The organism is Pantoea sp. SJZ147 (genome assembly GCF_007828605.1).
In the GTDB taxonomy this organism is placed as follows: domain Bacteria; phylum Pseudomonadota; class Gammaproteobacteria; order Enterobacterales; family Enterobacteriaceae; genus Pantoea; species Pantoea allii.
The window spans coordinates 1-26,578 of sequence record NZ_VIVB01000007.1 but is presented as its reverse complement, the minus strand read 5'-3'; the positions used below and the strand labels follow the sequence as shown (position 1 = coordinate 26,578).

Sequence of the window (26,578 nt, the reverse complement as noted above, 5' to 3'; positions counted from 1 at the left end):
TTTAGCGGCATTATCCACCGTGAAACAGACGGTTTTCATTACCGTGCCATTATGGCGCAGACAAAATTTTCCTTTCAGTTGCAACTGTGGTCATACTGAAATGCTAACCGGGTACGATGCGACCCCGATGGAATGACGGTTCTTAATATCAACAAGAGTGTTGCCATGAAAAATATCAATCCGACCCAAACCGCAGCCTGGAAAGCGCTGCAAGAGCACTATGAACAGATGAAAACGGCGAAAATTGCCGACCTGTTTGCCCAGGATGCCGATCGTTTTGCTAAATTCTCAGCCACCTTTGACGACCAGATGCTGGTGGATTTTTCCAAAAACCGCATTACCCAGGAAACCCTCGATAAGCTTCAGGCACTGGCAAAAGAAACCGATTTAAGTGGTGCGATTAAATCCATGTTCTCCGGTGAGAAGATTAACCGCACTGAGGATCGCGCCGTGTTGCACGTCGCGCTGCGCAACCGCAGTAATACGCCGATTATTGTTGATGGCAAAGATGTGATGCCTGAAGTCAACGCCGTGCTGGAAAAAATGAAAGGCTTTTCAGAACGCATTATCGGCGGTGACTGGAAAGGCTATACCGGAAAACCCATCACGGATGTCGTTAACATCGGTATCGGTGGCTCCGACCTCGGCCCGTTTATGGTCACTGAAGCGCTGCGTCCGTATAAAAACCACCTGAATATGCATTTTGTGTCCAACGTTGACGGCACGCACATCGCGGAAACGCTGAAAGATCTCAGCCCTGAAACCACGCTGTTCCTGGTCGCCTCTAAGACCTTTACCACGCAGGAAACCATGACTAACGCGCACAGCGCACGTGACTGGTTCCTGAAAACCGCCGGCGATCAACAGCACGTTGCTAAGCACTTCGCGGCGCTTTCCACCAACGCCAAAGCGGTAGGTGAATTTGGTATTGATACGGACAACATGTTCGAATTCTGGGACTGGGTTGGCGGTCGCTATTCACTGTGGTCAGCAATCGGCCTGTCGATTATCCTCTCCATTGGCTTCGATAATTTTGAGCAGTTGCTGAGTGGCGCCCACGCCATGGACAAGCACTTCTCAACGACGCCCGCAGAACAGAATATTCCGGTACTGCTGGCGTTGATCGGAATCTGGTACAACAACTTCTTCGGGGCTGAAACAGAAGCCATCCTGCCATATGACCAATATATGCATCGCTTTGCGGCCTATTTCCAGCAGGGAAATATGGAGTCGAACGGTAAATACGTTGACCGTGCAGGTCAGCCTGTCACCTACCAGACAGGCCCGATTATCTGGGGCGAACCGGGCACGAACGGCCAGCACGCGTTCTACCAGTTGATTCATCAGGGAACCAAACTGGTGCCGTGCGACTTTATCGCACCGGCAGTGAGTCACAATGCGCTTGCCGATCATCACCCTAAACTGCTCTCTAACTTCTTTGCCCAGACCGAAGCGCTGGCTTTTGGTAAATCGCGTGACGTGGTGCAGAAAGAATTTACCGATGCCGGCAAATCTGCGGAATCGGTGGCGCACATCGTGCCGTTTAAGGTTTTTGAAGGTAACCGGCCGACTAACTCCATTTTGTTACGCGAAATCACCCCATTTAGCCTGGGTGCCCTGATTGCCCTGTATGAGCATAAAATCTTCACCCAGGGTGCCATCCTGAATATCTTTACCTTTGACCAGTGGGGCGTTGAACTGGGTAAACAGCTGGCGAACCGTATTCTGCCAGAGCTGGAAAATGACAGTAATATTACCAGTCATGACAGCTCCACTAATGCCTTAATTAATCGCTACAAGAGCTGGCGTTAAATTTCCACAAGCACAAAAAGGCGGCTATTTAGTCGCCTTTTTCATTGCATGGCGCTGAGTGCAACCCGCTTTTAATCTGAAAAGCCCGCAAACGGATTGGATAATTCTTAAAATAGGCTGAGGCAAATCTGAAGATGACAGGTGTTTGAATATGACAATCTTATTAAAAATGGACCTAAATCAGCACACAGAACATTCTTACCTGTTGTTTTATAATGCTATTTAATTTATTCATGCGTGAGGAAATTCCGATTATTCTTATTCCGTACCAAACAATACTAAATAAGTAGAAACCGCTTTGCTTTCTCCCTGTTCGCAGACAAATATTCGGCCTTTTAAGACAAACTCACGGCTTTAAAATAAGTTAACGCTAAATTTACTTAATTTAGCCCGTTTTTTGCCCTGCATTTCGACAGGTTTTTACGTTACTGAACTCTGGTATTTTGTTGCCCTATACTGGACGCGCCCGTAATGGGTCTGTCCTTCGACTTTGTGGCAACGGTTCATTCTGTTGTGCAGAATTGTCGGATAGCAATCCTTCATTCACTCAATGTAGGTGTTGTTATGAAAAAACGCATGATTGCCGGTCTGGCATTACTCATCGTAGCCGTCTCTTCCAGTGCGTTTGCCGCGCCGGAAGAAGCAGGTGCTGCAGCGGGCGCACAAGCGGGCACCATGTCCGCAGGTACGACTACCGCTGTGGGTATCGGCGTGCTTGGCGCGTTAGTAGGACTCGGTGTTGCCGCTTCTGGCGGTGGTGACGGGGCAAATACTGGTACAACAACCACAACCACAACGGGCACCACACGTTGATGGGTACCCTGCTCCTTCGGGCTGTAGCAAGGCTGCGAACGCGCATATCACGATTCATTTGCGCAAGTTAATGAGTCGCCATCAGGACGCCACTGCGTCGGCGGCCTGAAAGAGTAAGGGTACGGGAGCTTTAAACATAACCACACTTTCGTGTGGTTATTTTTACTTTGGCATCATTTATCAGGGACACACTGTGCGCCAACTTCCTCTGCTGCTCGTTTGCCTGCTGCTGCAGGCCTGTACACAAACGCAAAAAGGACTCGAACAAACCGTGATGATGGCCATTGAAGGGCCAGATGACGTCACCGTTACGCCTCAGCAGATTGATAATCTGCCCTATGCCAGCCTGTATGCCCGAATCAATGACGGTCCACGCATTTTTGTCGTGTTGGGTTATAACGAAAACGGTCAGCAAAAGTGGGTGACGCGCGATCAGTCCATGCTGGTCACCGCACACGGCAGACTGATTAAAACCCTGGGCTTGCCTGATAACCTGACAAGCGTCAGCAATCTCCAGCAAGACCCGCTGGCAAAAGGCCTGCACATTAGCAATGGCCAGCGCTGGACGCGGATTGTTCAGTGGACCGTTCAGGGCAACGTTCATAGCGGTACCCTGAGCTCAACCTTTGAGCGTGGCGACGATGAGGTGCTGAATATTGCGGGAAACCGCATTGCCTGTCGCGTCTGGCATGAGCAGCTGCATATCGACAGCCTTAACCGCGAGTGGCAAAACACGTTCTGGATCGACAACAGCAGTGGTCAGGTGGTGCAATCCCGACAGATGCTGGCTGCCGATACTTTCCCTGTTGATATCACCATTCTGAAGCCGGCAAAATCATGAAAAAAATAACACTATTGTTGGCAGGAGTGAGCCTGCTCACCAGTCTGGGTGCGCAGGCCGCAGGCCAGGTCACCGTGCATGCGCCCCATGATACGAACAGCGTCCAGGTCAATCAGGTAGCGAACCTGGCCCAGTTGGTGACTCAGCCTGCACTGATGGCACAAACAGACTGGCGTCGCGCCGTCATTGCCGAATACGGCGCGACGGCAATAGCACAACAACAGTATCAGCAGACACTGGCGCAGCTACGTGCCTGGCGTGCTGACAGCAGCGGAGAACAAGCCGCCGCCATTGATGCTGTGATACGTCAGTTAAGCAGCATCAAGGTGACCGGGCGGCAGTTCACGTCACTGGACCCCGACTGGATTCGCCTGCACCCAATGGATAACCGCCGCCTGGAAGGCCGTTACGATCTCTATCTGACCCAGCCCAGCACCAGCGTCCTGCTGTTTGGCCCCATCGCGGGGGCCGGTGCTGTGAGCTGGCAACCGGGTAAATCAGTGCGGGATTACCTGAGCGATCACCCGCTCCTGTCTGGTGCAGAACGCAACATCGCGATTGTGATTGCGCCGGATGGTACGACGCAGGAAGCGCCCGTGGCTTACTGGAATCACCGCCACGTCGAACCCGAACCCGGCAGCATCATTATGACGGGCTTTTCGTCATGGAGCCTGCCTGGCGCGTATGAAGACCTGAATAGCCGCCTCGTTTCTGTTCTGACTCACCGGATACCAGACTGATGAAAAAACGTTATCTTCTCAGCCTGTTGGCTGTTTCTGTGGCAAGCGCCTGCCAGGCACATGCGGAAATGTATGCGGCCCCGGTAACGCCTTCGCAGTCTGATTTTGGCGGTGTGGGCCTGATGCAGGTGCCTACCGCGCGTATGGCGAAAGAGGGCGAATTCAGCCTGAATTTCCGTGATAATGACCAGTACCGCTACTATTCGGCTTCGTTACAGCTGTTCCCCTGGCTGGAAACCACCGTGCGTTATACCGACGTGCGGACCCGGCGTTACAGTGCGGTGGAAAGCTTCAGCGGCAATCAAAGCTATAAAGATAAGGCCTTCGACCTGAAGCTGCGACTGTGGCAGGAAGGTTACTGGTTGCCGGAGGTGTCATTTGGTACCCGCGATCTGGGCGGTACCGGTTTGTTTGACAGTGAATATCTGGTCGCCACCAAAGCCTGGGGCCCCTTCGACTTTACGTTGGGGATGGGCTGGGGCTATCTGGGCAACAGCGGCACCGTCAAAAACCCCTTCTGTTCCTACAGCGACAGCTACTGTCAGCGTCCTGGCGTCGGTCAGGCGGGATCGATCAACGGCTCGCAGATGTTCCATGGCCCTTCCGACGTGTTCGGCGGGATCGAATACCAGACGCCGTGGCAGCCGCTGCGCCTGAAGGTGGAATACGAAGGTAACGATTACAAGGATGATTTTGCGGGACGCCTGCCGCAACGCAGCAAGGTCAACGTGGGCGCGATCTATCGCCTGACGGACTGGGCAGATATCAATGCCAGCTATGAACGCGGCAACACCTTTATGTTCGGCTTTACCATCCGCACTAATTTCAACGATATGCATCAGGATCATATCGACAGTCCGAAGCCTGCTTACCAGCCGAATCCGCAGCCTAAACTGCTGGAGACCACGGTCACCGGTAGCCAGCTGTCTGAACTGAAGTCTAACGCTGGCCTGGCAGGGCCAAAAATTCAGACCAAGGGCAGCACGTTATACGTCTCGGGCGAGCAAACCAAATACCGCGATACGCGCGAAGGCGTGGATCGCGCAAATCGTATCATCATGAATAATCTGCCGGATGGTATTGAAACCATTAACGTGACGGAGTCGCGTTACAATATGCCGCAGGTCACCACGGAAACCTCTGTTGCCAGCCTGCGCAATGAACTGGGTGGTTATCCGTTAGGGCATGAGCAGCCGTTACAACAGGTCCGCAAAAATCCTGTTGATCCGGACCCTACTGAGCAGGGCATGTTTATTCGTAAAGAGCGCCTGAGTTACAGCCTGTCGCCGGTACTGAACCAGTCGGTGGGCGGCCCGGAAAGTTTCTATCTGTACCAGGTCGGCGTGATGGGCAACGTCGATTACTGGCTCACCGATCATTTTCTGGTCAGCGGTAGCCTGTTTGCTAACGTGGCGAATAACTACAACAAGTTTAACTACAACGGCGCGCCTGCGGATTCAACGCTGCCGCGTGTGCGTACGCACATTCGCGACTACGTTGAGAACAATGTTTACGTCAACGATCTGCAAGCCAACTACATGGATTATCTGGGCAATGGCTTCTATGGTCAGGTTTATGGCGGCTATCTGGAAACCATGTATGGCGGCGTAGGTGGGGAAGTGCTCTATCGTCCGGTTGACAGCAACTGGGCCGTTGGGGTGGACGCCAACTATGTGCGTCAGCGTGACTGGGATGACATGATGAGATTCACCCGTTACGAGGCACCTACCGGTAACCTCACGGGCTACTGGCGTCCCTGGTTTATGCAGGATGTCCTGGTCAAAGCCAGCGTCGGGCAGTATCTGGCGAAGGATAAAGGCGTCACCATTGATGTGTCCAAACGCTTCGACAGTGGCGTGATGGTGGGCGTTTATGCCACTAAAACCAACGTGTCATCGCAACAGTATGGTGAAGGCGACTTTACCAAAGGCTTCTACATCTCTGTTCCAATGGATCTGTTTACCGTTACGCCAACCCGTGGCCGTGCGCAGATTAACTGGGTGCCGCTCACCCGTGACGGTGGTCAGATGCTGGGACGTAAGTACCAGCTCTACGATATGACCTCGGACCGTGACGCCCGGTTTAACTAACAAAAAGGCAGCCTTCTGGCTGCCTTGCTTTTTTAGTCTGCGTCGTAACCCAGGTTTGGCGCCAGCCAGCGTTCCACTTCGCTGACGGAAATGCCTTTGCGTGCCGCATAGTCTTCAACCTGATCGCGCTGAATTTGCGCCACGGCGAAGTAGCGGCTGTCAGGGTGACTGAAATACCAGCCTGACACCGAAGCGCCTGGCCACATGGCAAAAGACTCCGTGAGTTTCATGCCGGTATGGGCTTCCACATCCAGCAGCGCCCAAATAGCCGCTTTCTCGGTATGTTCCGGGCAGGCGGGATAACCCGGAGCCGGACGAATCCCCTGATAATTCTCGCGGATCAGTGCCTCATTGCTCAGGCTTTCGTCGGGGGCAAACCCCCAAATCGTTTTACGCACCTGTTCGTGCAGATATTCTGCGAAGGCTTCGGCTAAGCGGTCAGCAATGGCTTTGACCATAATCTTGTTATAGTCGTCGTGTTGCTTATCGTAAGCCTCAGCCAGCACATCCTCCTCCAGGCCGCCCGTAACCGCAAAGGCACCCAGGTAATCCGCTTTACCGCTGGTTTTCGGTGCCACGAAATCGGCCAGGCAGTAATTGGCAAAATCTGTTTTTTCCGTTTGCTGCCGCAGATGATGGCTGACATTCAGCACGGTATCGCGCTGCTCATCGGTGAAGATATGGATATCGTCACCCACGCGGTTAGCCGGGAATATGCCCACCACGCCGCGTGGCGTCAGCGCCTTTTCTGCGCTCAGCTTATCCAGCATGGCGTTGGCATCGGCAAACAGCCGTTTCGCTTCATCGCCCACTACCTCATCTTCAAGGATGCGCGGGTATTTACCTGCCAGCGACCAGGTCATAAAGAACGGCGTCCAGTCAATGTAATTGCGCAGTACATCAATGTCGGCTTCCACGCGCCTCACGCCCCTGTGCTTCGCCACCGGTGGTGTATAACTCTCCCAGTCAATTTTCGTGGCATTATCGCGCGCCACGCTGAGTGACACCGGCGGTGTGCGGGGTTTTTTACGCGCATGCTGAATCCGCACGGTTTCATATTCTTTTCGCGTACGGGCGACAAAGTCATCCCTGAGCGTGTCGGAGAGCAGGGATGACACAACACCGACCGTGCGCGAAGCGTTTTGCACATACACGGTGGGTCCACTGTAGTTCTGTTCGATTTTCACGGCCGTATGGGCTTTAGAGGTGGTTGCGCCACCAATTAACAGCGGCAACGTGAAGCCCTGACGCTCCATCTCTTTCGCCATGTTGACCATTTCATCCAGCGAGGGCGTAATTAAGCCCGAAAGACCAATGATGTCAGCATTCACTTCACGCGCGGTTTTCAGGATTTTCTCGCCTGGCACCATCACGCCGAGATCGATAATTTCATAGTTATTGCACTGTAACACCACGCCAACGATGTTTTTGCCGATGTCGTGGACGTCACCTTTTACCGTCGCCAGCACAATCTTGCCGTTGCTGCGCCCGGCTTCTTTACTGGCCTGAATATAGGGTTCCAGCCAGGCGACGGCCTGCTTCATCACGCGGGCAGATTTGACGACCTGCGGCAGGAACATTTTGCCTTCACCAAACAGATCGCCGACCACATTCATACCGGCCATCAGCGGCCCTTCAATCACGTCAATCGGACGTGCGGCCAGCTGACGGGCTTCTTCCGTGTCCAGCTCAATAAATTCCGTGATGCCTTTTACCAGCGAGTATTCCAGCCTTTTCACCACGTCCCAGCCGCGCCATTCGGCTTGCTGTTTTTCATCCGCACCGTCACTTTTACTGCTGCGATATTTTTCCGCCAGCGCCAGTAACCGTTCGGTGCCGTCGGCACGTCGGTTAAGCACCACGTCCTCAACCGCCTCACGCAGTTCGTCGGACAGGTCGTCATAAATGGCTAGCTGTCCGGCGTTAACGATCCCCATGTCCATACCGTTACGAATGGCGTAGTAGAGAAATACCGCGTGAATCGCCTCACGTACCGGATCGTTGCCCCGGAAAGAGAACGAGACGTTAGACACACCGCCCGAGATCATGGCATGAGGCAGCTCGCGCTTGATGTCTTCGCACGCCCCGATAAAATCCATCGCGTAGTTGTTATGCTCTTCAATACCGGTCGCAACGGCAAAAATATTGGGATCGAAAATGATGTCTTCCGGCGGGAAACCCACCTGTTGCGTCAGGATCTGGTAGGCGCGACGGCAGATCTCAATCTTCCGCTCACGGGTATCGGCCTGTCCCACTTCATCAAATGCCATCACCACCATGGCAGCCCCGTAGCGGCGGACAAGCCGGGCATGATGGATAAATGCGGCTTCGCCCTCTTTCATTGAGACAGAGTTAACGATGCCTTTTCCCTGTATGCACTGCAGCCCCTTTTCGATGACCGCCCATTTTGAGGAGTCGATCATAATGGGTACGCGGGCAATATCGGGTTCACCGGCAATCAGATTGAGGAAACGCACCATCGCCGCTTCAGCGTCCAGCATTCCTTCATCCATGTTGATATCAATAATCTGGGCACCGCTCTCAACCTGCTGTAACGCGACTTCCAGCGCCTCGTTGTATTTATCTTCTTTTATCAGGCGTTTAAACCTGGCGGAGCCGGTAACGTTGGTACGTTCGCCCACGTTCACAAACAGCGACCCGGCGCTGATATTCAGTGGTTCAAGACCCGAGAGTCGGCAGGCAACCGGCAACGTGGGACGCTTACGCGGCGCAACGCCTTCTACCGCCGCCGCCATCGCGGCGATGTGCTGTGGCGTCGTGCCGCAGCAGCCGCCAATAATATTCAGAAAGCCAGCGTTGGCCCATTCGCCAATCTGCTGTGCCATTACGTCTGCGTCGAGATCGTATTCACCAAAGGCGTTGGGCAAACCGGCATTAGGATGAGCCGTGACATAGCCTTCCGCGATGCGCGACAGTTCGGCGACATACTGGCGTAATTCATCCGGGCCCAGCGCGCAGTTCAGGCCAAAGGATAAGGGCTCAGCGTGGCGCAACGCATTATAAAAGGCTTCGGTAGTTTGTCCGGAAAGCGTGCGGCCTGAAGCATCGGTGATGGTTCCGGAGATCATCAACGGCAGCGCCACGCCCAGGGCTTCCATTTCCGTTTTGACCGCAAAGATGGCCGCTTTGGCGTTGAGCGTATCGAACACCGTTTCAATCATAATGATGTGACAACCGCCTTCCACCAGCGCCCGAGTGGATTCACGGTAGGCGTCCACCAACTGATTAAAGGTGACATTACGGAAAGCAGGATCGTTAACATCAGGTGAGATCGAACAGGTGCGGTTAGTTGGGCCGAGTACACCTGCCACGTAGCGCGGTTTATCTGGCGTTTTCGCCGTCCACGCATCGGCACTGGCGCGTGCCAGCTTCGCGGCCGCGAAGTTGATTTCCGCCGACAGGGCTTCCATCTGGTAGTCCGCCATCGCAATGGGGGTGGCGTTAAAGGTATTGGTTTCAAGAATGTCAGCACCGGCGGCCAGATACGCTTCATGGATCTCGCGGATCACCTCTGGCTTCGTTAACACCAGCAGATCGTTATTGCCTTTGAGATCGCAGGGCCAGTCAGCAAAACGGCTGCCACGAAAATCGTGCTCGTCCAGTTTATAGCTCTGGATCATGGTGCCCATGCCACCGTCTAATAGCATAATGCGTTGGGCAAGTTGCTGATGCAGCGCGTCGGTTAGATTGCTCACTGTTGTCTCATCCACGTCAATCCGCTGGTGAAATACCAGCCAGTCATTCTTGCATAAGGTCGTTATGGCTCAAAGTAACCTTAGTTGAGATTTTCAGCAGAAGCCGCTATCAGGTCTGACCAGCGCGTCAGCGTTTGCAATTGATGAGATTAAAACGAAAATGGTTTCCACTATGTGAAAAGGAGAGACAATATGGCAACGCCTGTCCCCGCAAAACGCGGTAAAAAACCCCGTGGCACCCCTGCCCCTTCAGCGCCCGTGGGCGGTCAGGTTCAGTCACTGACCCGGGGATTAACGCTGTTGGCGTTAATCGCCAATTCACATGGCAGCGTAGCCCTGACCGAACTGGCACAGCAGGCGGGCCTGCCTAATTCCACCACCCACCGCTTGCTGACCACGATGCAACAGCAGGGTTTCGTGCGGCAGGAAGGCGATTTGGGCTACTGGACCATTGGCGCACAGGCATTTGTCATCGGCAGCAGTTTTTTGCAGAGCCGGAATCTGCTGGCGTTGGTCCACCCGGTGCTACGCACGCTGATGGAACATTCCGGTGAAACAGTCAACCTGGCGGTGCTGGATCTTAGCGATTTTCAGGCCGTTATTATCGATCAGGTGCAGTGCACGCAACTGATGCGCATGTCCGCGCCGATCGGCGGTAAACTGCCAATGCATGCATCCGGAGCCGGTAAAGCCTTTCTGGCCCACCTCAGCGACGAACAGGTCACCGCACTGCTGCATCAGAAAGGCTTACATTACTACACGCCAAAGACACTGATGTCGCCACAAAGTCTGAAAACGAACCTGGCCCAGATTCGCACGCGGGGGTTTTCTTTCGATGATGAAGAACATGCGCTCGGTTTGCGTTGTGTGGCTGCCCCTCTTTATGACGAACATGGCGAACCTTTCGCTGCACTTTCGATTTCAGGCCCTATCGCCCGCATGACTGACGATCGCATTACCGAACTGGGTGCGCTGGTCATCCGTGAAGCGCGTCAGGTGACCCTGGCCTACAGTGGTCGCTAAGTCACGGCTGACCGCCCGATAGCACTGGCGCAGCCGCCCTCATACGTTATAAACCACGGTCTTTATCAGCAACAGCCTGTACCACAGCCAACCTACGGGCTGGCCAGCGCCTCAAAAAGAGGCGCCAGCCGTCAGCGCCTTCCCGTCACCGCGCCTGTAACCCTTTATACACGGCATCGCGCAGCATGATGGGGAACTGACCATTGACCCCTTCCGGTGTCGTGTTCGTCATGGCGACCACGCACAATTCGTTTTTGCGATCGACGAACCAGGTATGGCCGTAAGCACCACTCCACGAGAGCGTCCCTGCTGACTGAGGCGATCTGGCCGCATCAGGGTCCACCAGCAATGCCCATCCCACGCCAAATCCCCATCCTGGCCCCTGGGTCGCATATTTCGCCGCCACCTGTTCCTGCGTCATATAGTCAAAACTGTCTTGTGAGATGAGTGGCGATCCCTGCCGCCGGAGGGTTTCCAGCAATTGCATAAAGTCTGGTGCCGTCCCTGCCATGCCACCCCCACCGCAGGGCCAGGCGTCGGGTTTAAGAATACGATCAGGGCAGAAAATAGCGGCACCTTCACCGAAAGGTATCCGCTGGTTATCACTCATCGCCGTGGGCGCCGGACTGTCGTCGGTATACACCGTGGTTAAACGCTCCCTGTCCCTGACGGTAAACAGCGTATCTTTCATCCCGAGTAGGGTTGTTACGTGATGACTCACCAGCTCCGGTAAGCTTTTCCCCGTCGCCCGCACCATGATTTCGCCAAGGACATCAATGCCCAGAGAATAACGCCAGCCGGTTCCGGGCCTGAACTGTAACCGGGTGCCTGCAAGGCGCTGCAGATTCTCCTCGAGGGTCAATCCCGGTTGGTAATCGATCCCGTCAGACACATTCAGCGTGTGGTAAAGAGAATCCGCCGGAGCGGAATAGCGGTAGCGTAAACCGGAGGTGTGGCTCAGAAGGTGCCGCACCAGGATGGTCGCAGGCTGACCGTCTTCCAGACAGGGACGAAAATCGGGAAGCCAGCGGGTAATATCGTCATCAAGACGCATGTCGCCTTGTTCAATCAGGTGCATTGCCGTCAGGCTCACTATGGGCTTAGTCAGCGAGGCAAGGCGGAAAATAGCGTCCGGCGTCATGCTTTTCTTTTGCTCTCGGTCAGCCAGCCCTGCCGCCCGCTGATAAATTAATTCACCCGCTTTTGCCACCATCACCGTGCACCCAACAACGCGCTGTATATCTATTGCATAATCAATAGCCGCATCTATTGCGGCTTCAAGCTTCGCAGAGGATTTAACCAGTCCTGATGTAAAATAAAGCATTATCGATTCCTTGAATAAATTGGAAAAATGAAAGGCATTATCGTTATGCATTCTTTGCATTACGCATTAAATTCACTTTATATATATTTTATTAACCATCCTACTTAACAATCACTCCAAATAATAAACACACCAAATAACATCCGCCTGTCGCAAAAAACACCTCACTTATTTAATTGGTCAACCAAAAATTGAATTTAAGTCTAACTGATGGACATCCAGGGGATTTGTGATCAACCTCTTTTTTTTAAAAGAGCAGAGTGATTACTATTCCCTCGCACCACTTTTATAAAAACAGACTGAAAAACAATAAAAACAAACTGACTTCTTATCTCTACCGCGCTTAATACTGGTCAACCAAAATAAACCAAACATTAATACACAGCTTGCTTTACTTATTTAAAACAGCCAGATCAGAAAATAATAAAAACAACAAAGGAGGATCATCATTTAAACAAAACTCCGATTAAACATAACTATTTATCTAATTAAAAATCAAACAGAAAATATTTCTTCATCTTCACGAACGCATAACCACCGGAAGATGTTTTATGACTGTCACACTGAGTTAATCAAGGGAAAACCATGATGACAACAACAATACCGCCACGCAGGAAGGTGGGGACGGGCACCGCAATAGGCTATGGCATTACCGATATTTTTGGCGGCGGTTCCATGGCGCTAATCGGTACATGGCTACTGTTTTTCTATACGACGTTTTGTGGACTTTCCATGCTGGAGGCGAGCTCGATTTTTGCTATTGCCCGCATCATTGACGCCATTCTCAGCCCAATAATGGGCTATATCACCGATAAATTTGGCAGCACCCGATTGGGTAAACGTTTTGGTCGACGCCGCTTCTTTCTGCTGATCAGCGCCCCGATGATGTTTATCTATGCGCTGGTCTGGGTCAGTGATATGGGCTACTGGTACTATCTTGGCACCTATCTCGCCGTCGAGTTACTGGTGGCTATGGTGCTGGTGCCCTGGGAAACCCTGGCGGCAGAGATGACCAATGATTTTGGTGAGCGAACCCGGATGGCGGCAGTCCGTCTGACGTTTTCGCAGGTGGGTGTGTTTCTCACCGCCTCAGTACCGGGCATTATGATCCAGTATTTGGGCCAGGATTCAGCGCTGACCTTTACCTATACCGGCATCCTGTTTTCAGGTCTGTTTTTTATTGTGGTGCTGATCACCTGGTACTGTACCTGGGAATCAAAAGATATGAATCCCGAAGCGTTTGAGCGGCTCAACTCTGGGCCGGGTATGGGGCTTTTAGCCCACCTGAAAAATATGTTCATCGAGCTGGCCACGACGTTCAAGATAAAAATATTCAGACAGCACCTGATTATCTATATTTCATCATTCACGGCACTGGATATTTTCATTGCGGTTTTTGTTTATTTCGTGGTTTATGGTCTGAACCTGGATGCGGCAAACGCATCCGCCTACCTTTCGATTGCCACCTCCGTTTCCATTCCCGCAACGCTGCTTTTTATGTTTATGCTGGACAAGCTGAATATCCGGCCCGCGCTTGCCATGCGTATTTCTTATCTGTGTGTTTTTGTTGTACTGGGCTATCTCATTTTGATGTATATCGGCCATAGCGCGGTTTCTTCATGGTGGCTGACCACACTGGTCTTTGTCCTGTTGGGCTTTGGTCGCGCGGGACTTTATTTTATCCCCTGGAATATTTACAGCTTTATTCCTGATGTGGATGAAATGGTCACGCGTCAGCGGCGTGAAGGTGTTTTTGCCGGTGTCATGACGCTGATGCGTAAAAGTACCGTCGCCATCGCCATTATGGCGGTCGGTACCGTACTGGAACACAGTAATTTCGTTAAAGGCCAGCTAATCCAGCCTGAAAGTGCTCTGAATGCGATTACCGGCCTGCTGGTCTTTGGCACCGGCGGTTTATTACTCATCAGCTTATATATGACCTTCAAATTTAAGCTCACCCGCGAAACACATCGGGTTCTGGTGAAAGAAATTGATCGTCTGAAGGCGGGCGGGAATAAAGCCGACTGTACACCCGAGACGAAAGTCGTGGTGAAGGCCCTGACCGGCTATGACTATGAGCAGGTGTGGCAGCAGGAGAATAACGCGCGTCCTTAATTCAACCAGGCCTGTTTTGCAGTGGGTTGCCCGTTACGCATGGCTTATCCAGCCGGATAGCAGCCCACTCTGCTTTCGCCTGAATGTCATGAAAAAAATAATAAATACGCTATGGGTTCCTTTATGAAAACACACTTTTTTCGCTACATGGCTATCGCGTTGCTGCTTTGCCCCGCGCTGCCGTACGCCGCCGCCATTAATGACAATGAAGACAGTTTAAGAATTCGTTTAAAAAATGATTTCAGACGGGCAGATAAGCCCAGTGCTGGCACGGGGCGAGATATTTACGCCTGGGTGCAAGGCGGACTTATTGACGTGAATACCCGCTACTACGCTGACTTTATCGGCGTTAGCGCAGGTGCGTACTATGTTTACAAGCTGGGCGCCAAAGACAGCTGGAGCACGCGCTACTATCTGGACGGGCACGACAGTTTTGGTGTGGCTATCGGCGCACTCAAACTTAAACCGGCTGATAATCTTTACTTAACCCTGGGCCGATTTGGGACTGACTATGGTTACGGTAGTTTGCCGTACCGCATCCCATTGATTGCCGATAATTCGTCGCGCACGATACAGACCCTTTCTGAAGGTGTGCTGGCCCGCTTTGAGGCAACAGAAAACCTGACGTTGTGGTCAATGTGGCGTAAGCGCGCCTTTTACTATGTTGATTCGGCTACCGGTATACGTGATGAAGGGGTGATTGACACCGCAACGGGCAACTATTATCCCCGTCGGGCACGCACCTATCTGGCCGGTTCCTGGCACGATGCCTCTTCACGCTATTCGGTTGGTGCCTCTTACCAGCCAGATGTTTCAACGCAGATCCAAAGCATTTTCGAAAAAACCCACACCTTTGATGATAATCGCTCGCTGAAATGGGAGTTGATGGGGTTTTACGGTCAGGTTGAGGGAATGAGTAAACCCCTCAGCTACCATCATGACACCGCGCTGGTTTCAGGTCGTTTAACCTACTCGTTTGACAATGCGCGCCTGTTTGGCGCTATCGGTAAACTGACACATGACATTGATGGTCGCATTATTTATACCGACATCGGTTATCCCGATTCACTGAGTATCGATCGCAATAAAGAAAACATGCTGTCGGTTCAGCTTGGCGGGCAATATTTCTTTAACCAGAACCTCGGTGTGATGCTGGGGCCGGTGATCACCCGAGGTTATGAAGACAAGCAGCGCAATACCAGGATCAAAGGGCTGGGGCTGATGGGCGGCGTGATGTACAACGTCACAGAGGGATCGTTCAAAGGACTCAACATGTATGTGGCGGCTGACCGCGCCAGAGAGAAACGGCCTGGCAGCGCACTGGGTGACACTCTCTATTACTGGGATGTGAAAGCCGGCATACAATACGACTTTATGCTTAAGTGACCGTTTCCCCTTGCACGTCACAAAGATGTTTCAAAAGCGGCACTTGTTAGCGCCGCTTTTTAATGATTATTTAAATACTTGTTACGCAAAGAATAAATCCCCTACCCATCTGGTTGACCTGTTTATCCTGTCGTGCGTAGAACCCTGTTGCCGCAGGATTTAGGTGGTATAGTTTTTGCCGGTAGCGCGTGTCCGACAGGAGCATCATCATGAAATCTGCCTCTCAACAGAGGCCCTATCAGCAGGTGGCTGCAAAAATTCGGCAGCTTGTTCTGGAAACCCCTTACCGCTGTGGTCAGCGTTTGCCGCCAGAGCGCGAAATGGCTGAGAGGCTTGACGTCAGCCGGACCGTGGTGCGCGAAGCTTTAATTATGCTGGAAATAGAGGGGTTGATTGAAGTCAGACGCGGTGCGGGTATTTATGTCGTTGAGTCTCAAACGCCGCTGCACATGAACAATGTGAACACTGGCTTTTGCAATGATGCGGGCCCGTTTGAGCAGCTCCAGGCACGGCAGCTGCTGGAAAGTAATATCGCCGAGTTTGCTGCACTTCAGGCCACCCGCCAGGATATCATCAAGATGCGCCAGGCCCTGCTGTTAGAGGAGCGCGAACTGGTCTCCTGCTCGCTGGAAAACTCAGAGAGCGGTGACATGCATTTCCATCTTGCCATCGCCGAAGCGACGCATAACAGCATGCTGGTCGAACTGTTTCGTCAGTCATGGCAGTGGCGTGAAAATAATCCCATGTGGATTCAATTGCATAGCCATCTTGGTGATACGCTTTATCGCAAAGCATGGTTAGGGGATCACCGGCAAATTCTTGCTGCACTCATCAAAAAAGATGCTCGCGCTGCCAAGCGGGCAATGTGGCAACATCTGGAAAATGTTAAACAGCGCCTGCTGGAGTTTTCCAATGTGGATGACCTCGACTTTGATGGTTATCTGTTTGACTCATGGCCGCTGGCAAATACTGACGCCTGAACGCCTGTCACGGCAGGCGCACCGGGCGGCAACGCGCTGCCGTAACGGATGCTGAAACGCTGAGCATGTTGCCAGGCCATCACATCCTCAATATGTCCCTGGGCGATACGCTGCTGTTGCGCCCGCCACCAGCCCGCCTCAAAAATTTCCGGATGTCGCTTTTGTAGCAGCGCACCTGTCGCTGGCTCGCTGCATAATGCATAACGGAAGGTTTCAGGGAAAACGTCATCCGGCCCCACGCTGTACCAGGGTTCTGCACAGAGTTCATCTTCTTCATAACGCGCCTGTGGCACATCGCGAAAAGTGAGTTCGTGCATAGGCCGAATTTCATCATAATCATAAAACACGACGCGCCCATGTCGGGTGATACCAAAGTTTTTAAACAGCATATCGCCGGGGAAAATGTTGGCGGCAGCCAGCTGCTTGATCGCATTGCCGTACTCTTCAATGGCATGCTGGCGCTGGCTTTCACTGGCCTGCGCCAGATAGAGATTAAGCGGCTGCATACGGCGCTCCAGCCAGAGATGACTGATGATCAGGCGATCGCCTTCGATGCGTAGTTTCCCGGAAATCGTCTGTTGGAACTCCAGCAGCAGCGCCGGCGCAATGCGCGCGAGCGGCAGCGCAAACTGTTCGAAAGCCTGTGTATCGGCCATGCGTCCCACACGGTCATGCTCTTTGACCTGTTGATAGCAGGCCCTCACCTGCATTTCGGTGACCTCTTTTTGCGGGGCGAACCGATCTTTGATGACTTTAAATACCCGGTCAAAGCCCGGTAACGTGAAGACCAGCATCACCATGCCACGTATGCCCGGTGCAATCTCAAACGCGGCATCGGATTGCGCCAGCGCCTGCAGATATTCCCGGTAGCTTTCCGTCTTGCCATGTTTCTGGCAACCGATGGCCATGTAACGTTCTGCCAGCGTTTTCCCTGGCAATATGGGCTTGAGCCAGGCCACCAGCGCCGCAGGTAGCGGGGCGTAAACCATAAAATAGGCGCGGGCAAAGCCAAACACGATGCTGGCATCGTTCACGTCCGTCAGGCAAGTATCAATCCACAGCTCGCCCTTATCGCTACGTTGAATCGGCAACAGACAGGGGAAAATACCGTCAGACAGATGCAGCCGGGCAACAAGCCAGGCCGTTTTATTACGAAAAAACAGTTCACTGCAAACGTCCAGCCAGCCGTTATCCAACTGAGATGCGGAAAATTGCTCATGCAAATGCCGTAAAATCCACGCTTCATCGCGCTCCCGATCCTGCCATGGCAACGTTAACGGCACGTCGCGCAGTACCTGATCGAGCAGCACTTGCCAGCCCTGATGTGGCAGATAGGTTCGCGCCAGCGGGCGCGCAGAGTGCGTGGGTGCCGAGGCCGGCTGTGAGCTGAAAATGAACAGACGTTCCGGCTGCAGCGCGTGATGTCCATGCAACCGGCAGTAAACCGAATTAAAGAAGCTCTCGGCAATTTCATAGCGCGGATAGTCGGGTAACAAGGTTTCATAATGGCTTTTGATCGCCAGCCAAAATGCATCGTCCCAGTGTGCCGCCCCGTTCAGTGCCCGTAGCTGATCGGCGACCAGAGCTACGTGATGATCATAAAGATGAATACGCGCCTTCATCGCCTGCTGTACCGCTTGCCATTCGGCCTGTTCAAAACGCTGTTGTGCGCCCGCAGTAATGTCGAGAAAACGGCCATACTGCGCGTCGAACCCCTGCAGAATGGTATGCGCAATCAGTGATTCGCGTGGCGGCATGATTCCCTCCTGAAAAAGCCCGCCCGTTAATACCGGGCGGGAAAGACACAGACTCAACTCAAAACTGGTGCTCCTCGGTGGAGCCAGTCAGGGCCGTCACTGATGACTTACCGCCCTGAATCGTAGTGGTCACCCGATCGAAATAGCCGGTACCAACCTCTTGCTGATGCGAGGAGAAGCTGTAACCCCGTTCGCGGGCAGCAAACTCCGGCTGCTGTACTTTTTCCACATAGTGACGCATGCCTTCGCCCTGGGCGTAGGCGTGCGCAAGGTCGAACATGTTGAACCACATGCTGTGAATACCGGCCAGCGTAATGAACTGGAAGCGATAACCCATGTCACTGAGCGCCTGCTGAAAGGCTGCGATGGTTTTATCATCGAGATTCTTTTTCCAGTTAAACGAGGGCGAACAGTTGTAAGCCAGTAGCTTGCCTGGATAGCGGGCGTGGATGGCATCGGCAAAACGCTGGGCCATTGCCAAATCTGGCGTGGCGGTTTCGCACCACAAGACATCGGCATAAGGGGCATAAGCCAGCCCCCGGCTGATGGCCTGCTCAATACCGGCGTTGGTACGGAAAAAGCCTTCCGCCGTGCGGTCGCCGCGGATAAACGGCCGATCGTATTCATCACAGTCAGAGGTAATCAGATCGGCGGCATCCGCATCGGTGCGCGCCAGCAGAATAGTGGGCACGCCCATCACATCGGCGGCCAGGCGCGCCGCCACCAGTTTCTGCACGGCTTCCTGGGTTGGCACCAACACCTTTCCGCCCATATGGCCGCATTTCTTCACGGCCGCCAGTTGGTCCTCAAAGTGCACGGCCGCCGCGCCTGCGCTGATCATTGACTTCATCAACTCAAACGCATTCAGCACGCCACCAAAACCGGCTTCTGCATCGGCCACGATGGGCAGGAAATAGTCGACAAAGCGGCTGTCCCCCGGTTCGATACCGTTGGCCCACTGAATCTGGTCGGCGCGCTGGAACGTCTGGTTAATGCGGGTGACCACCTCAGGCACAGAGTTGACCGGATAGAGCGACTGATCGGGATACATCTGCCCTGCCACGTTGGCATCGGCAGCGACCTGCCAGCCAGAGAGGTATATCGCTTCTATACCGGCTTTTGCCTGTTGCAACGCCTGACCGCCTGTGAGTGCCCCCAGGCTGTTGATATAGCCTTTTCTGGCATCACCGTTGAGCAGCGACCAGAGTTTCACCGCCCCGCGCTCTGCCAGAGTGCAGGCTGGCAGTACCGAACCGCGTAGATTAACGACTTCTTCTGCGCTGTAGGGGCGGGTAATGCCCTGCCAGCGCGTGTCCTGCCAGTATTTTTCGAGTTGCTGGATGTGTTGAGTACGTGTCATGGCAACGGCTCCTTGAGTCAGGGAAGCAGGCGGTAGCCTGGCAGAGTAAGAAAAGAAACCAGTTCGTCCTGGGTTGTGATCTGCGCCATCAAGCGCGCCGCTTCCTCATAACGACCTGAACTGAAAGACTTATCACCCAGATGCATCTGTAACGTTTGCAACTCATCATTCAGTAGCTGCTGAAACAGTTCTGCCGTCACCGGCTGTCCATCCTGCAGGGATTTATGATGGCGTATCCATTGCCAGATAGAGGTACGGGCAATTTCTGCGGTTGCGGCATCTTCCATCAGGCCATCAATGGGGACACAACCATTGCCGCTAATCCAGGCTTCCAGATACTGTAACGCCACCCGAATATTGGCGCGCATGCCCGCTTCCGTTCGATCGCCTTCACAGGGTGCCAGAAGCTGTTCAGCCGTTATCGGGCGGTCATCCTGCCGCAGAATGTTGAGCTGATTGGGGCGTTCACCCAGTACATGGTTGAAGACTGACATCGCCGTGTCTGCCAGGCCGGGATGCGCAATCCAGGTGCCGTCATGTCCGTTGTTGGCTTCACGCTGTTTATCTTCTGTAACGCGCTGCAGTACCCATTCATTTCGCGCGCTGTCTTTGCTGGGAATGAGCGCTGACATGCCGCCCATGGCGAAAGCGCCACGTCGATGACAGGTTCGAATCAGTAATCGTGAGTAAGCATCCAGAAATGGCTGAGCCATGGTTACAGACTGGCGATCGGGCAGAACCCGATCCGCATGTTCGCGCAGCGTTTTGATATAGCTGAAAATATAATCCCAGCGGCCGCAGTTCAGTCCCACGATATGATCCCGCAGATTCCACAGGATCTCATCCATCTGGAAAACAGCCGGTAGCGTTTCGATCAACACGGTGGCTTTGATGGTACCGCACGCCAGATCAAAACGATCCTCGGCAAAGCTGAAAATGTCCCGCCACCATGCCACCTCCTGCCAGCTCTCGGTTTTTGGCAGGTAAAAATAGGGGCCACTGCCTTTTGCCAGTAAGGCTTCGACGTTATGAAAAAAGTAGAGTGCGAAGTCAAACAGACCGCCGGGAATCGCATTGCCCTGCCAGCTAACATGTTTTTCAGACAGATGCAGGCCACGAACCCGACACATCAATACCGCAGGATCGGCTCGTAGCTGATAGATTTTGCCGTTATCGCTGGTATAACGCAGCGTGCCGGCAACGGCTTCGCGTAGGGTTTGCTGCCCATCAATCAGTTTTTCCCAAGTGGGTGCCAGAGAGTCCTCAAAATCTGCCATAAACACGTTTACGTTGGCATTCAGGGCGTTAATCACCATTTTGCGATCGGGCGGGCCGGTGATCTCCACTCGACGATCCTGTAAATCGGTTGGGATGCCGCGAATAGTCCATTCACGATCTCTTATGGAAACAGTTTCCATATCGAAACCAGGTAGCTGGCCGGAATCATACTGCTTCTGCCTTACCTGACGTGCGGTTAACAGTGCCTCACGCTGTGGCGCAAAACGCGTCACCAGCGCCTGCAAGAAAGCGATGGCATCTGCGGTAAGCAGCTGTTTTTCAGCGTCATTAAAGGGCTTGCTGAACAGTAATTCACTGTTGATAACGGAGTCTGTCATGTTTGCTCTCTCCTGTTTTCAGGCGGATCAAAACGGGTGATCCGCATATAGGGTAATTATTGAGCTACAGGATCAGAGCATATTCATTTTAATTTTAAAATCAAAAACTATTTCCATTTTTAATAAAAAAACAACTTATCACCATGATTAATAAATGATTTATTTTATTTTTTAACAGGTAATACTTTTCACTCACGTTTTACAGACGAAAAAAAACCGTGCTGCCAGCGGCTAACACGGTTCAGTTGTAGCTAAAAAAGAATTATTCCAGCGTGGGATTCATATGGCGCAGATCAAACGGCGTAATCTGGTAGACGTAATAATTCAGCCAGTTTGAAAACAGCAGGTTTCCATGGCTACGCCAGGTGGCGCGCGGTGTAAGCTGGGGATTATCCTGTGGGAAATAGTTATAGGGTACTTCAGGATTTAGCCCGGCTTCATAGTCGCGTTGAAACTCTCCCGCCAGCGTCAGTGCATCGTACTCCGGGTGCCCGGTCACAAACGCCAGCCTTTTGTCTTTGCTCGCCATAAGGTAGGCACCGGTTTGTTCCGATTCAGCAAATAATTCGAGGTCAGTGTAATCCGTGATTAACTGGGTAGGGAAATCGGCATAACGGGAATGAGGCGCCAGAAAATTATCATCAAAACCCCGGGTCAATAACGAGTGGGGATGCAGTATCTGATGTTCAAAGACGCCTGCCAGTTTAGTCTGCCGGGTTTGTTTAGGAATGCCGTATAAAATGTTTAATGCCGCCTGCACCGCCCAACAGACAAACAGGGTTGAGGTGACATGGTTTTTAGCCCATTCCAGAACCTGTTTTATCTGCGGCCAGTACGCCACATCGTTAAATTCGACCAGCCCGAGCGGCGCACCTGTAACGATTAAGCCGTCGTAGTTATCGTGCTGAATATCGTTAAAGTTACAGTAGAAATTGTTGAGATGATCGCTGGGTGTATTGCGCGATTCCCGGCTGTCGATGCGCAGCAGTTGAATATCAATCTGTAACGGAGAGTTTGAGAGCAACCGCAGAAACTGATTTTCAGTCTCAATTTTTTTCGGCATCAGATTAAGAACCAGCACTTTAAGCGGACGGATCTCCTGAACACTGGCACGTGACGACGTCATCACGAAGACGTTTTCGTTACGTAAAAAATTTACTGCCGGTAATTCATCGGGGACCCTGATTGGCATGGCTTAATCACCTCTCATAACCATATATACGTTTAGACATCCAGACAGCCAAAGATAACCAGTTAAACGCTAAATGTCGAGCCTGCATATCGACAGGTGAAAAAGTTTCAAGGCGCGGGGAGGCCTTCCCTTCAGCACAGGTTTGAGGCGAACAGAAATTAAAGAGGCATTTTAAAACCGAGGGGCAGAAAACCGTGCTGCCGCAAAATACGTTGCGCCTCGTCGGAGCGCAGGAAGGCGGCAAGCGGCCTGGCGGCAGCTGACAGCGTGGCCCAGCCATACTTCGCCTGCACGTTGTAATCGGGAGGGATAGTCAGGACAAGGCATTGTGAATGAGGGTTCAGGCGAGGCGCATAGCTGGCGTAGCCGATAAAAAGGTCAGCACGTCCTGTATCGACTAACCACTTTGCCGCCAGTTCGCCATCTGGAATCGGCAAGCTATCCGGGCCCCCCACCATCGCGATTGCTCTGCGCTTGAGAAAATCGCCACAACCGGGATGGCGCTGTTCAATATTGTCGAACAGCTGCCAGGCATAATCACCGGAGGGATCACAATGTGGGGTTGAGATCGCCAGCCGTAAATCATTACGCCGCAGCAGCGACAGCCAGTCGTCCCCGGCTCGGACACAATCACGTTTCACCGTCAGGCAGAGCGTATTATTTGTAAAATGACCGGTATCTTGTGCAAGGCCTTGCAACAGCAACCTGGCAGGATGCTGCAGGTTGGCCGAAACAAACAGGTCGCACACGTCACCCTGCTCAATACGCTGGCGCAGTAAACCGGCAGGGCCATACTGCGTGTCTGCCATTAAGCCGGACTGGATGTTAAAGGTTGCGATTAGCGCCTTCCACACATCACGCAGGCTACCTGCTGCCAGAACGTGTAACGTTTTCATGGTACGAGGTCCGGTAAAAACGGTGATACCAGCGGTCAGCCTGCTGCTGCATATCAATGTCGCGAAATTTATCAGGATAGAGCTTCTTCGCCATCCACAGTTCGCCTAAACCTATCGCTTCCGGCATCGGATAACCCCATGCCTTGGCATACTCAGGCATTAGCCATACCTGATGATGTTTCACTGCATCAAGGGTTCGCCAAAGCGGATTTTGCTGAATCTCCTGTACCACCTGTGGATAACGATGCTGAACGAAAATCACCTGCGGGTTCCATACTACCACCTGTTCCATACTGACCTGCCTGAAGCCCTGAATGGTCGAGGCTGCAACGTTGAGAGCACCTGCATGAGCCATCATCAGGCCGGTATATTTCCCTGCGCCATAGGTAGTGAGATCGGGATTGGCCATATAAGCGCGGACACGCTGCTGTTCAGGTTTGTTTTTGAGACGGTCAGTCACTATCTTTCGACCGGCAAATGCCGCTGAAAGTAATGCTCTGGCCTGTTGCTGCCTGTTCACCACCTCACCAATCAGCGTAATGCCTTCTTTGATACCCAGATCGTACGCCTGATCTTCGTTTTGCATATTGGGGTTAATCTCACCCTGCTGCCCGGCATCATCGTGACGCAACGAGATTGCCAACACCGGAATGCCCAGTGCAGTGATTTGGTCAATCATCTCTTTCGGCGCATAGTTGGTAACAAATACCACCTGTGGATGCAGCGCGACCAGTTTTTCCAAATCTACGTGGGTCAAATCACCTAGCAGTGCTTTATGCGTCAGTTCAGGTACCAGGGTTGCGTAATCGTCCCCGAGCTGCTGTTTCCAGTTAGCGAGAATTCCCACGATTTTATCTGTCGCATTTAACTGCACGAGGAGATTGAGCGTTTGATGCTGAAGCACGACCACGCGATTAACCTGATCTGGAATCGTGACGGTGCGGCCAATTTGATCGGTCACAACACGACTGGCGTAGCTGTTTGAGGCGGTCAACGTCAGCAGGCCAGCAAGGACCAGGCGAGTCAGTATTGTTTTCAATGAAGCGTCTCCAAAGCGTAATGCAATGGATTATATAGCGCTTATCTGCGGCAAGGTAGCCTGTTGATGCTCAACGCCTGGCACGTGTCGCAATGGAACAGTAGCGAACGGCTCGCCTGCGGCCATTAAGCTCATCGGGAATTGGCGGATTGAGGATTGAGGCCAGAGAAGGAGAGGAGCAAGCCTGTTCAGCCTAAGTGATTTTACGGGCCAGGCTGAGCCTTTTGCCTGGATCATACTGGCGGCGAACATTGAGACATACTTATGCCCTTGGAAGGATCATGATGAACGGCATTCTCGTACCCAATTCAGATAACAGTTTGACCCGGTACGATTGAAGGCCAGACAGAATCGTTGTGTGAGTTGCATAAAACTGGCAGGAGAGTTTTGAGGTTTTTAGCCAACGCCTTTATCTGCCTGGCGTCGGAGGGCTATTACTTATTATTCGCCTATTAACTAAAAAAGTCGGGCGGAAATTACACCTCATCTGTGTAATTCTATAATTTCAGTATTAAATCCCTACACATTTAACTCACTGATATTCTCTTTTACACTCTGACAATAATGCTATCAGCTTGATATTAATTAGAGCACACGGCGTTAATTTTAGACTGCATACATTTTGCTAACTTGATTTTAACGGAGCCATACAGACTCCTTCATCAACCGGAATCAAGGGGTAATGTTATGAAAATCAATAAAGTAACGTCAGCTGCGGCTGCTGTAGCCTTTTCACTGATGTCTTTTGGTTGTTTCGCACAAACTGTCTCTGCCACCTCATTAACGCTGGATGGCGCGGTTTCTAAAATCGCCCGACAGGCTAAACAACAAGGTGACCATTTTAAAGTTATCAGTGCAGACACGAATAATTACGCCCATGTAACGGCTGAATTATACAAATAATGCCAGCGCTTAAAAAGCAAAAGGGCCGGCTGTTTTTATATAACGGATATCCGTTTTATAAAGCAGCTGGCCTTTTTTAGGTATTTTATCATTAAGTCTGCCAGTAATACCGCCGCACAGATTTCAACATTGGAAAGGGTTCTGAAGCGCGTCTTTCCAAAAGCCCCATCTGCCAATAAACGCAAATATAGCTGGAGCCTGTCTGGCTTGAGCCGGATAGCGCTGGCGACCTTTACTCATCCTGCCGTTTAGTCGACAACCATTCACGACCTTTAGTGCTGTTGCGAGTTAATGCAGGGCGGCGCTGTGCTGGTCTAAAACACAGAGGGAATTTGGCGGTTGCGGGCAGGCATTCGCGGCGTTTGTTGTATCCGGATGATCAGGCGGTTCGCCGTCTTCGGTCAGGGCCGCAGGTACATGACGCCAGGTGCGGAATTCCATCCGGCTTTCTCACGCGCCGTTTTATCCCGGCCCGGCGGTTTTAATGACGCAGGCCGCGCAGGACAGCCGGCCTGACGCCCCGCTTTTCACCGGTTACGGACGTAAAAAAGCCCTGAACTTTCGTTCAGGGCTTCTTCACTTGTTTGATGCCTGGCAGTTCCCTACTCTCGCATGGGGAGACCCCACACTACCATCGGCGCTACGGCGTTTCACTTCTGAGTTCGGCATGGGGTCAGGTGGGACCACCGCGCTACAGCCGCCAGGCAAATTCTTTGTGCCCGAAACGACTCTTTTACGCCATGAACGCGTTGCATTCGCTCTGCCGCACCGGTCACATACTTCAGTATGCTCCCGCTGACGTCATCACTCTGCGCCTTCTCATGCCGCAAAATCTGTCGTTTCCGCAAATTTTTCCGGTAAACAATGCTGAAAATTCAATTCGTCTCTCAACCAAAACGCCTCTGGCGTTGTAAGGTTAAGCCTCACGGGTCATTAGTACCGGTAAGCTCAACGCATCGCTGCGCTTACACACCC

18 protein-coding genes and 1 rRNA gene are annotated in these 26,578 nt (G+C 52.4%); 10 read left to right on the top strand and 9 right to left on the bottom strand.

Annotated elements, in window-relative coordinates:
* Positions 1–165: 165 nt before the first annotated feature.
* From pgi to FBY13_RS11440, 5 genes are all read left to right on the top strand, one after another.
* Positions 166–1,812, top strand: a complete 1,647-nt coding sequence (pgi, locus tag FBY13_RS11460) for a glucose-6-phosphate isomerase (RefSeq protein WP_109716782.1) — start codon at positions 166–168, stop codon at positions 1,810–1,812.
* Positions 1,813–2,376: 564 nt separating this feature from the next.
* Positions 2,377–2,625 (top strand): exopolysaccharide production protein YjbE, encoded by a 249-nt coding sequence (gene yjbE, locus FBY13_RS11455; protein ID WP_063881076.1) that lies wholly within the window; start codon positions 2,377–2,379, stop codon positions 2,623–2,625.
* Positions 2,626–2,818: 193 nt separating this feature from the next.
* Positions 2,819–3,466, top strand: a complete 648-nt coding sequence (locus FBY13_RS11450) for a YjbF family lipoprotein (RefSeq protein WP_063877971.1) — start codon at positions 2,819–2,821, stop codon at positions 3,464–3,466.
* Positions 3,463–4,206: a capsule biosynthesis GfcC family protein gene (locus FBY13_RS11445; protein WP_145394204.1), complete on the top strand. Its 744-nt coding sequence runs from the start codon at positions 3,463–3,465 to the stop codon at positions 4,204–4,206. The genes FBY13_RS11450 and FBY13_RS11445 overlap by 4 nt, the downstream gene beginning before the upstream one ends.
* On the top strand, positions 4,206–6,296 hold the full coding sequence (locus FBY13_RS11440) for a YjbH domain-containing protein (RefSeq protein ID WP_145394203.1): 2,091 nt from the start codon (positions 4,206–4,208) through the stop codon (positions 6,294–6,296). The genes FBY13_RS11445 and FBY13_RS11440 overlap by 1 nt, the downstream gene beginning before the upstream one ends.
* 32 nt (positions 6,297–6,328) lie before the next feature.
* Here FBY13_RS11440 and metH read toward each other — a convergent pair whose 3' ends face one another.
* Positions 6,329–10,012, bottom strand: coding sequence for a methionine synthase (gene metH / locus FBY13_RS11435; protein WP_145394202.1), 3,684 nt, complete (start codon positions 10,010–10,012; stop codon positions 6,329–6,331).
* Between the two features lie 192 nt (positions 10,013–10,204).
* Between metH and iclR the strand changes: the two genes are divergently transcribed.
* Positions 10,205–11,035, top strand: coding sequence for a glyoxylate bypass operon transcriptional repressor IclR (gene iclR / locus FBY13_RS11430; RefSeq protein ID WP_063877967.1), 831 nt, complete (start codon positions 10,205–10,207; stop codon positions 11,033–11,035).
* 145 nt (positions 11,036–11,180) lie between these two features.
* On the opposite strand, the gene FBY13_RS11425 is transcribed toward iclR, so the two are convergent.
* Entirely contained in the window at positions 11,181–12,359 is a 1,179-nt protein-coding gene (locus FBY13_RS11425) for a serine hydrolase (protein WP_145394201.1), read from the bottom strand.
* A 585-nt stretch (positions 12,360–12,944) separates the two neighbouring features.
* Between FBY13_RS11425 and FBY13_RS11420 the strand changes: the two genes are divergently transcribed.
* From FBY13_RS11420 to uxuR, 3 genes are all read left to right on the top strand, one after another.
* Positions 12,945–14,474 (top strand): MFS transporter, encoded by a 1,530-nt coding sequence (locus tag FBY13_RS11420; protein WP_145394200.1) that lies wholly within the window; start codon positions 12,945–12,947, stop codon positions 14,472–14,474.
* Positions 14,475–14,597: 123 nt separating this feature from the next.
* Positions 14,598–15,860, top strand: a complete 1,263-nt coding sequence (gene uidC / locus FBY13_RS11415) for a glucuronide uptake porin UidC (RefSeq protein WP_145394199.1) — start codon at positions 14,598–14,600, stop codon at positions 15,858–15,860.
* Between the two features lie 209 nt (positions 15,861–16,069).
* A complete protein-coding gene (gene uxuR, locus FBY13_RS11410) occupies positions 16,070–16,840 on the top strand; it encodes a Uxu operon transcriptional regulator (RefSeq protein WP_145394198.1) in 771 nt (256 codons plus the stop codon).
* Here uxuR and aceK read toward each other — a convergent pair.
* The 6 genes from aceK to FBY13_RS11380 form a co-directional block, all read right to left on the bottom strand.
* Positions 16,798–18,597 carry a bifunctional isocitrate dehydrogenase kinase/phosphatase gene (gene aceK / locus FBY13_RS11405; protein WP_145394197.1) on the bottom strand — a complete coding sequence of 600 codons (1,800 nt, stop codon included), beginning with the start codon at positions 18,595–18,597 and terminating at the stop codon, positions 16,798–16,800. The genes uxuR and aceK overlap by 43 nt on opposite strands.
* Before the next feature lie 58 nt (positions 18,598–18,655).
* Entirely contained in the window at positions 18,656–19,957 is a 1,302-nt protein-coding gene (gene aceA / locus FBY13_RS11400) for an isocitrate lyase (RefSeq protein ID WP_063877961.1), read from the bottom strand.
* Between the two features lie 17 nt (positions 19,958–19,974).
* A complete protein-coding gene (gene aceB, locus FBY13_RS11395) occupies positions 19,975–21,573 on the bottom strand; it encodes a malate synthase A (protein ID WP_145394196.1) in 1,599 nt (532 codons plus the stop codon).
* Positions 21,574–21,835: 262 nt separating this feature from the next.
* Positions 21,836–22,765 carry a homoserine O-succinyltransferase gene (metA, locus tag FBY13_RS11390; protein ID WP_063877959.1) on the bottom strand — a complete coding sequence of 310 codons (930 nt, stop codon included), beginning with the start codon at positions 22,763–22,765 and terminating at the stop codon, positions 21,836–21,838.
* Between the two features lie 158 nt (positions 22,766–22,923).
* A complete protein-coding gene (locus FBY13_RS11385) occupies positions 22,924–23,661 on the bottom strand; it encodes a substrate-binding domain-containing protein (RefSeq protein WP_145394195.1) in 738 nt (245 codons plus the stop codon).
* Entirely contained in the window at positions 23,630–24,700 is a 1,071-nt protein-coding gene (locus tag FBY13_RS11380) for an ABC transporter substrate-binding protein (RefSeq protein ID WP_145394194.1), read from the bottom strand. The genes FBY13_RS11385 and FBY13_RS11380 overlap by 32 nt, the downstream gene beginning before the upstream one ends.
* Before the next feature lie 687 nt (positions 24,701–25,387).
* On the opposite strand from FBY13_RS11380, the gene FBY13_RS11375 reads away from it, so the two are divergent.
* Positions 25,388–25,603 carry a DUF1471 domain-containing protein gene (locus tag FBY13_RS11375; protein ID WP_063877956.1) on the top strand — a complete coding sequence of 72 codons (216 nt, stop codon included), beginning with the start codon at positions 25,388–25,390 and terminating at the stop codon, positions 25,601–25,603.
* 589 nt (positions 25,604–26,192) lie between these two features.
* Here FBY13_RS11375 and rrf read toward each other — a convergent pair.
* A 5S ribosomal RNA gene (gene rrf / locus FBY13_RS11370) occupies positions 26,193–26,308 on the bottom strand.
* Positions 26,309–26,578: the final 270 nt, after the last annotated feature.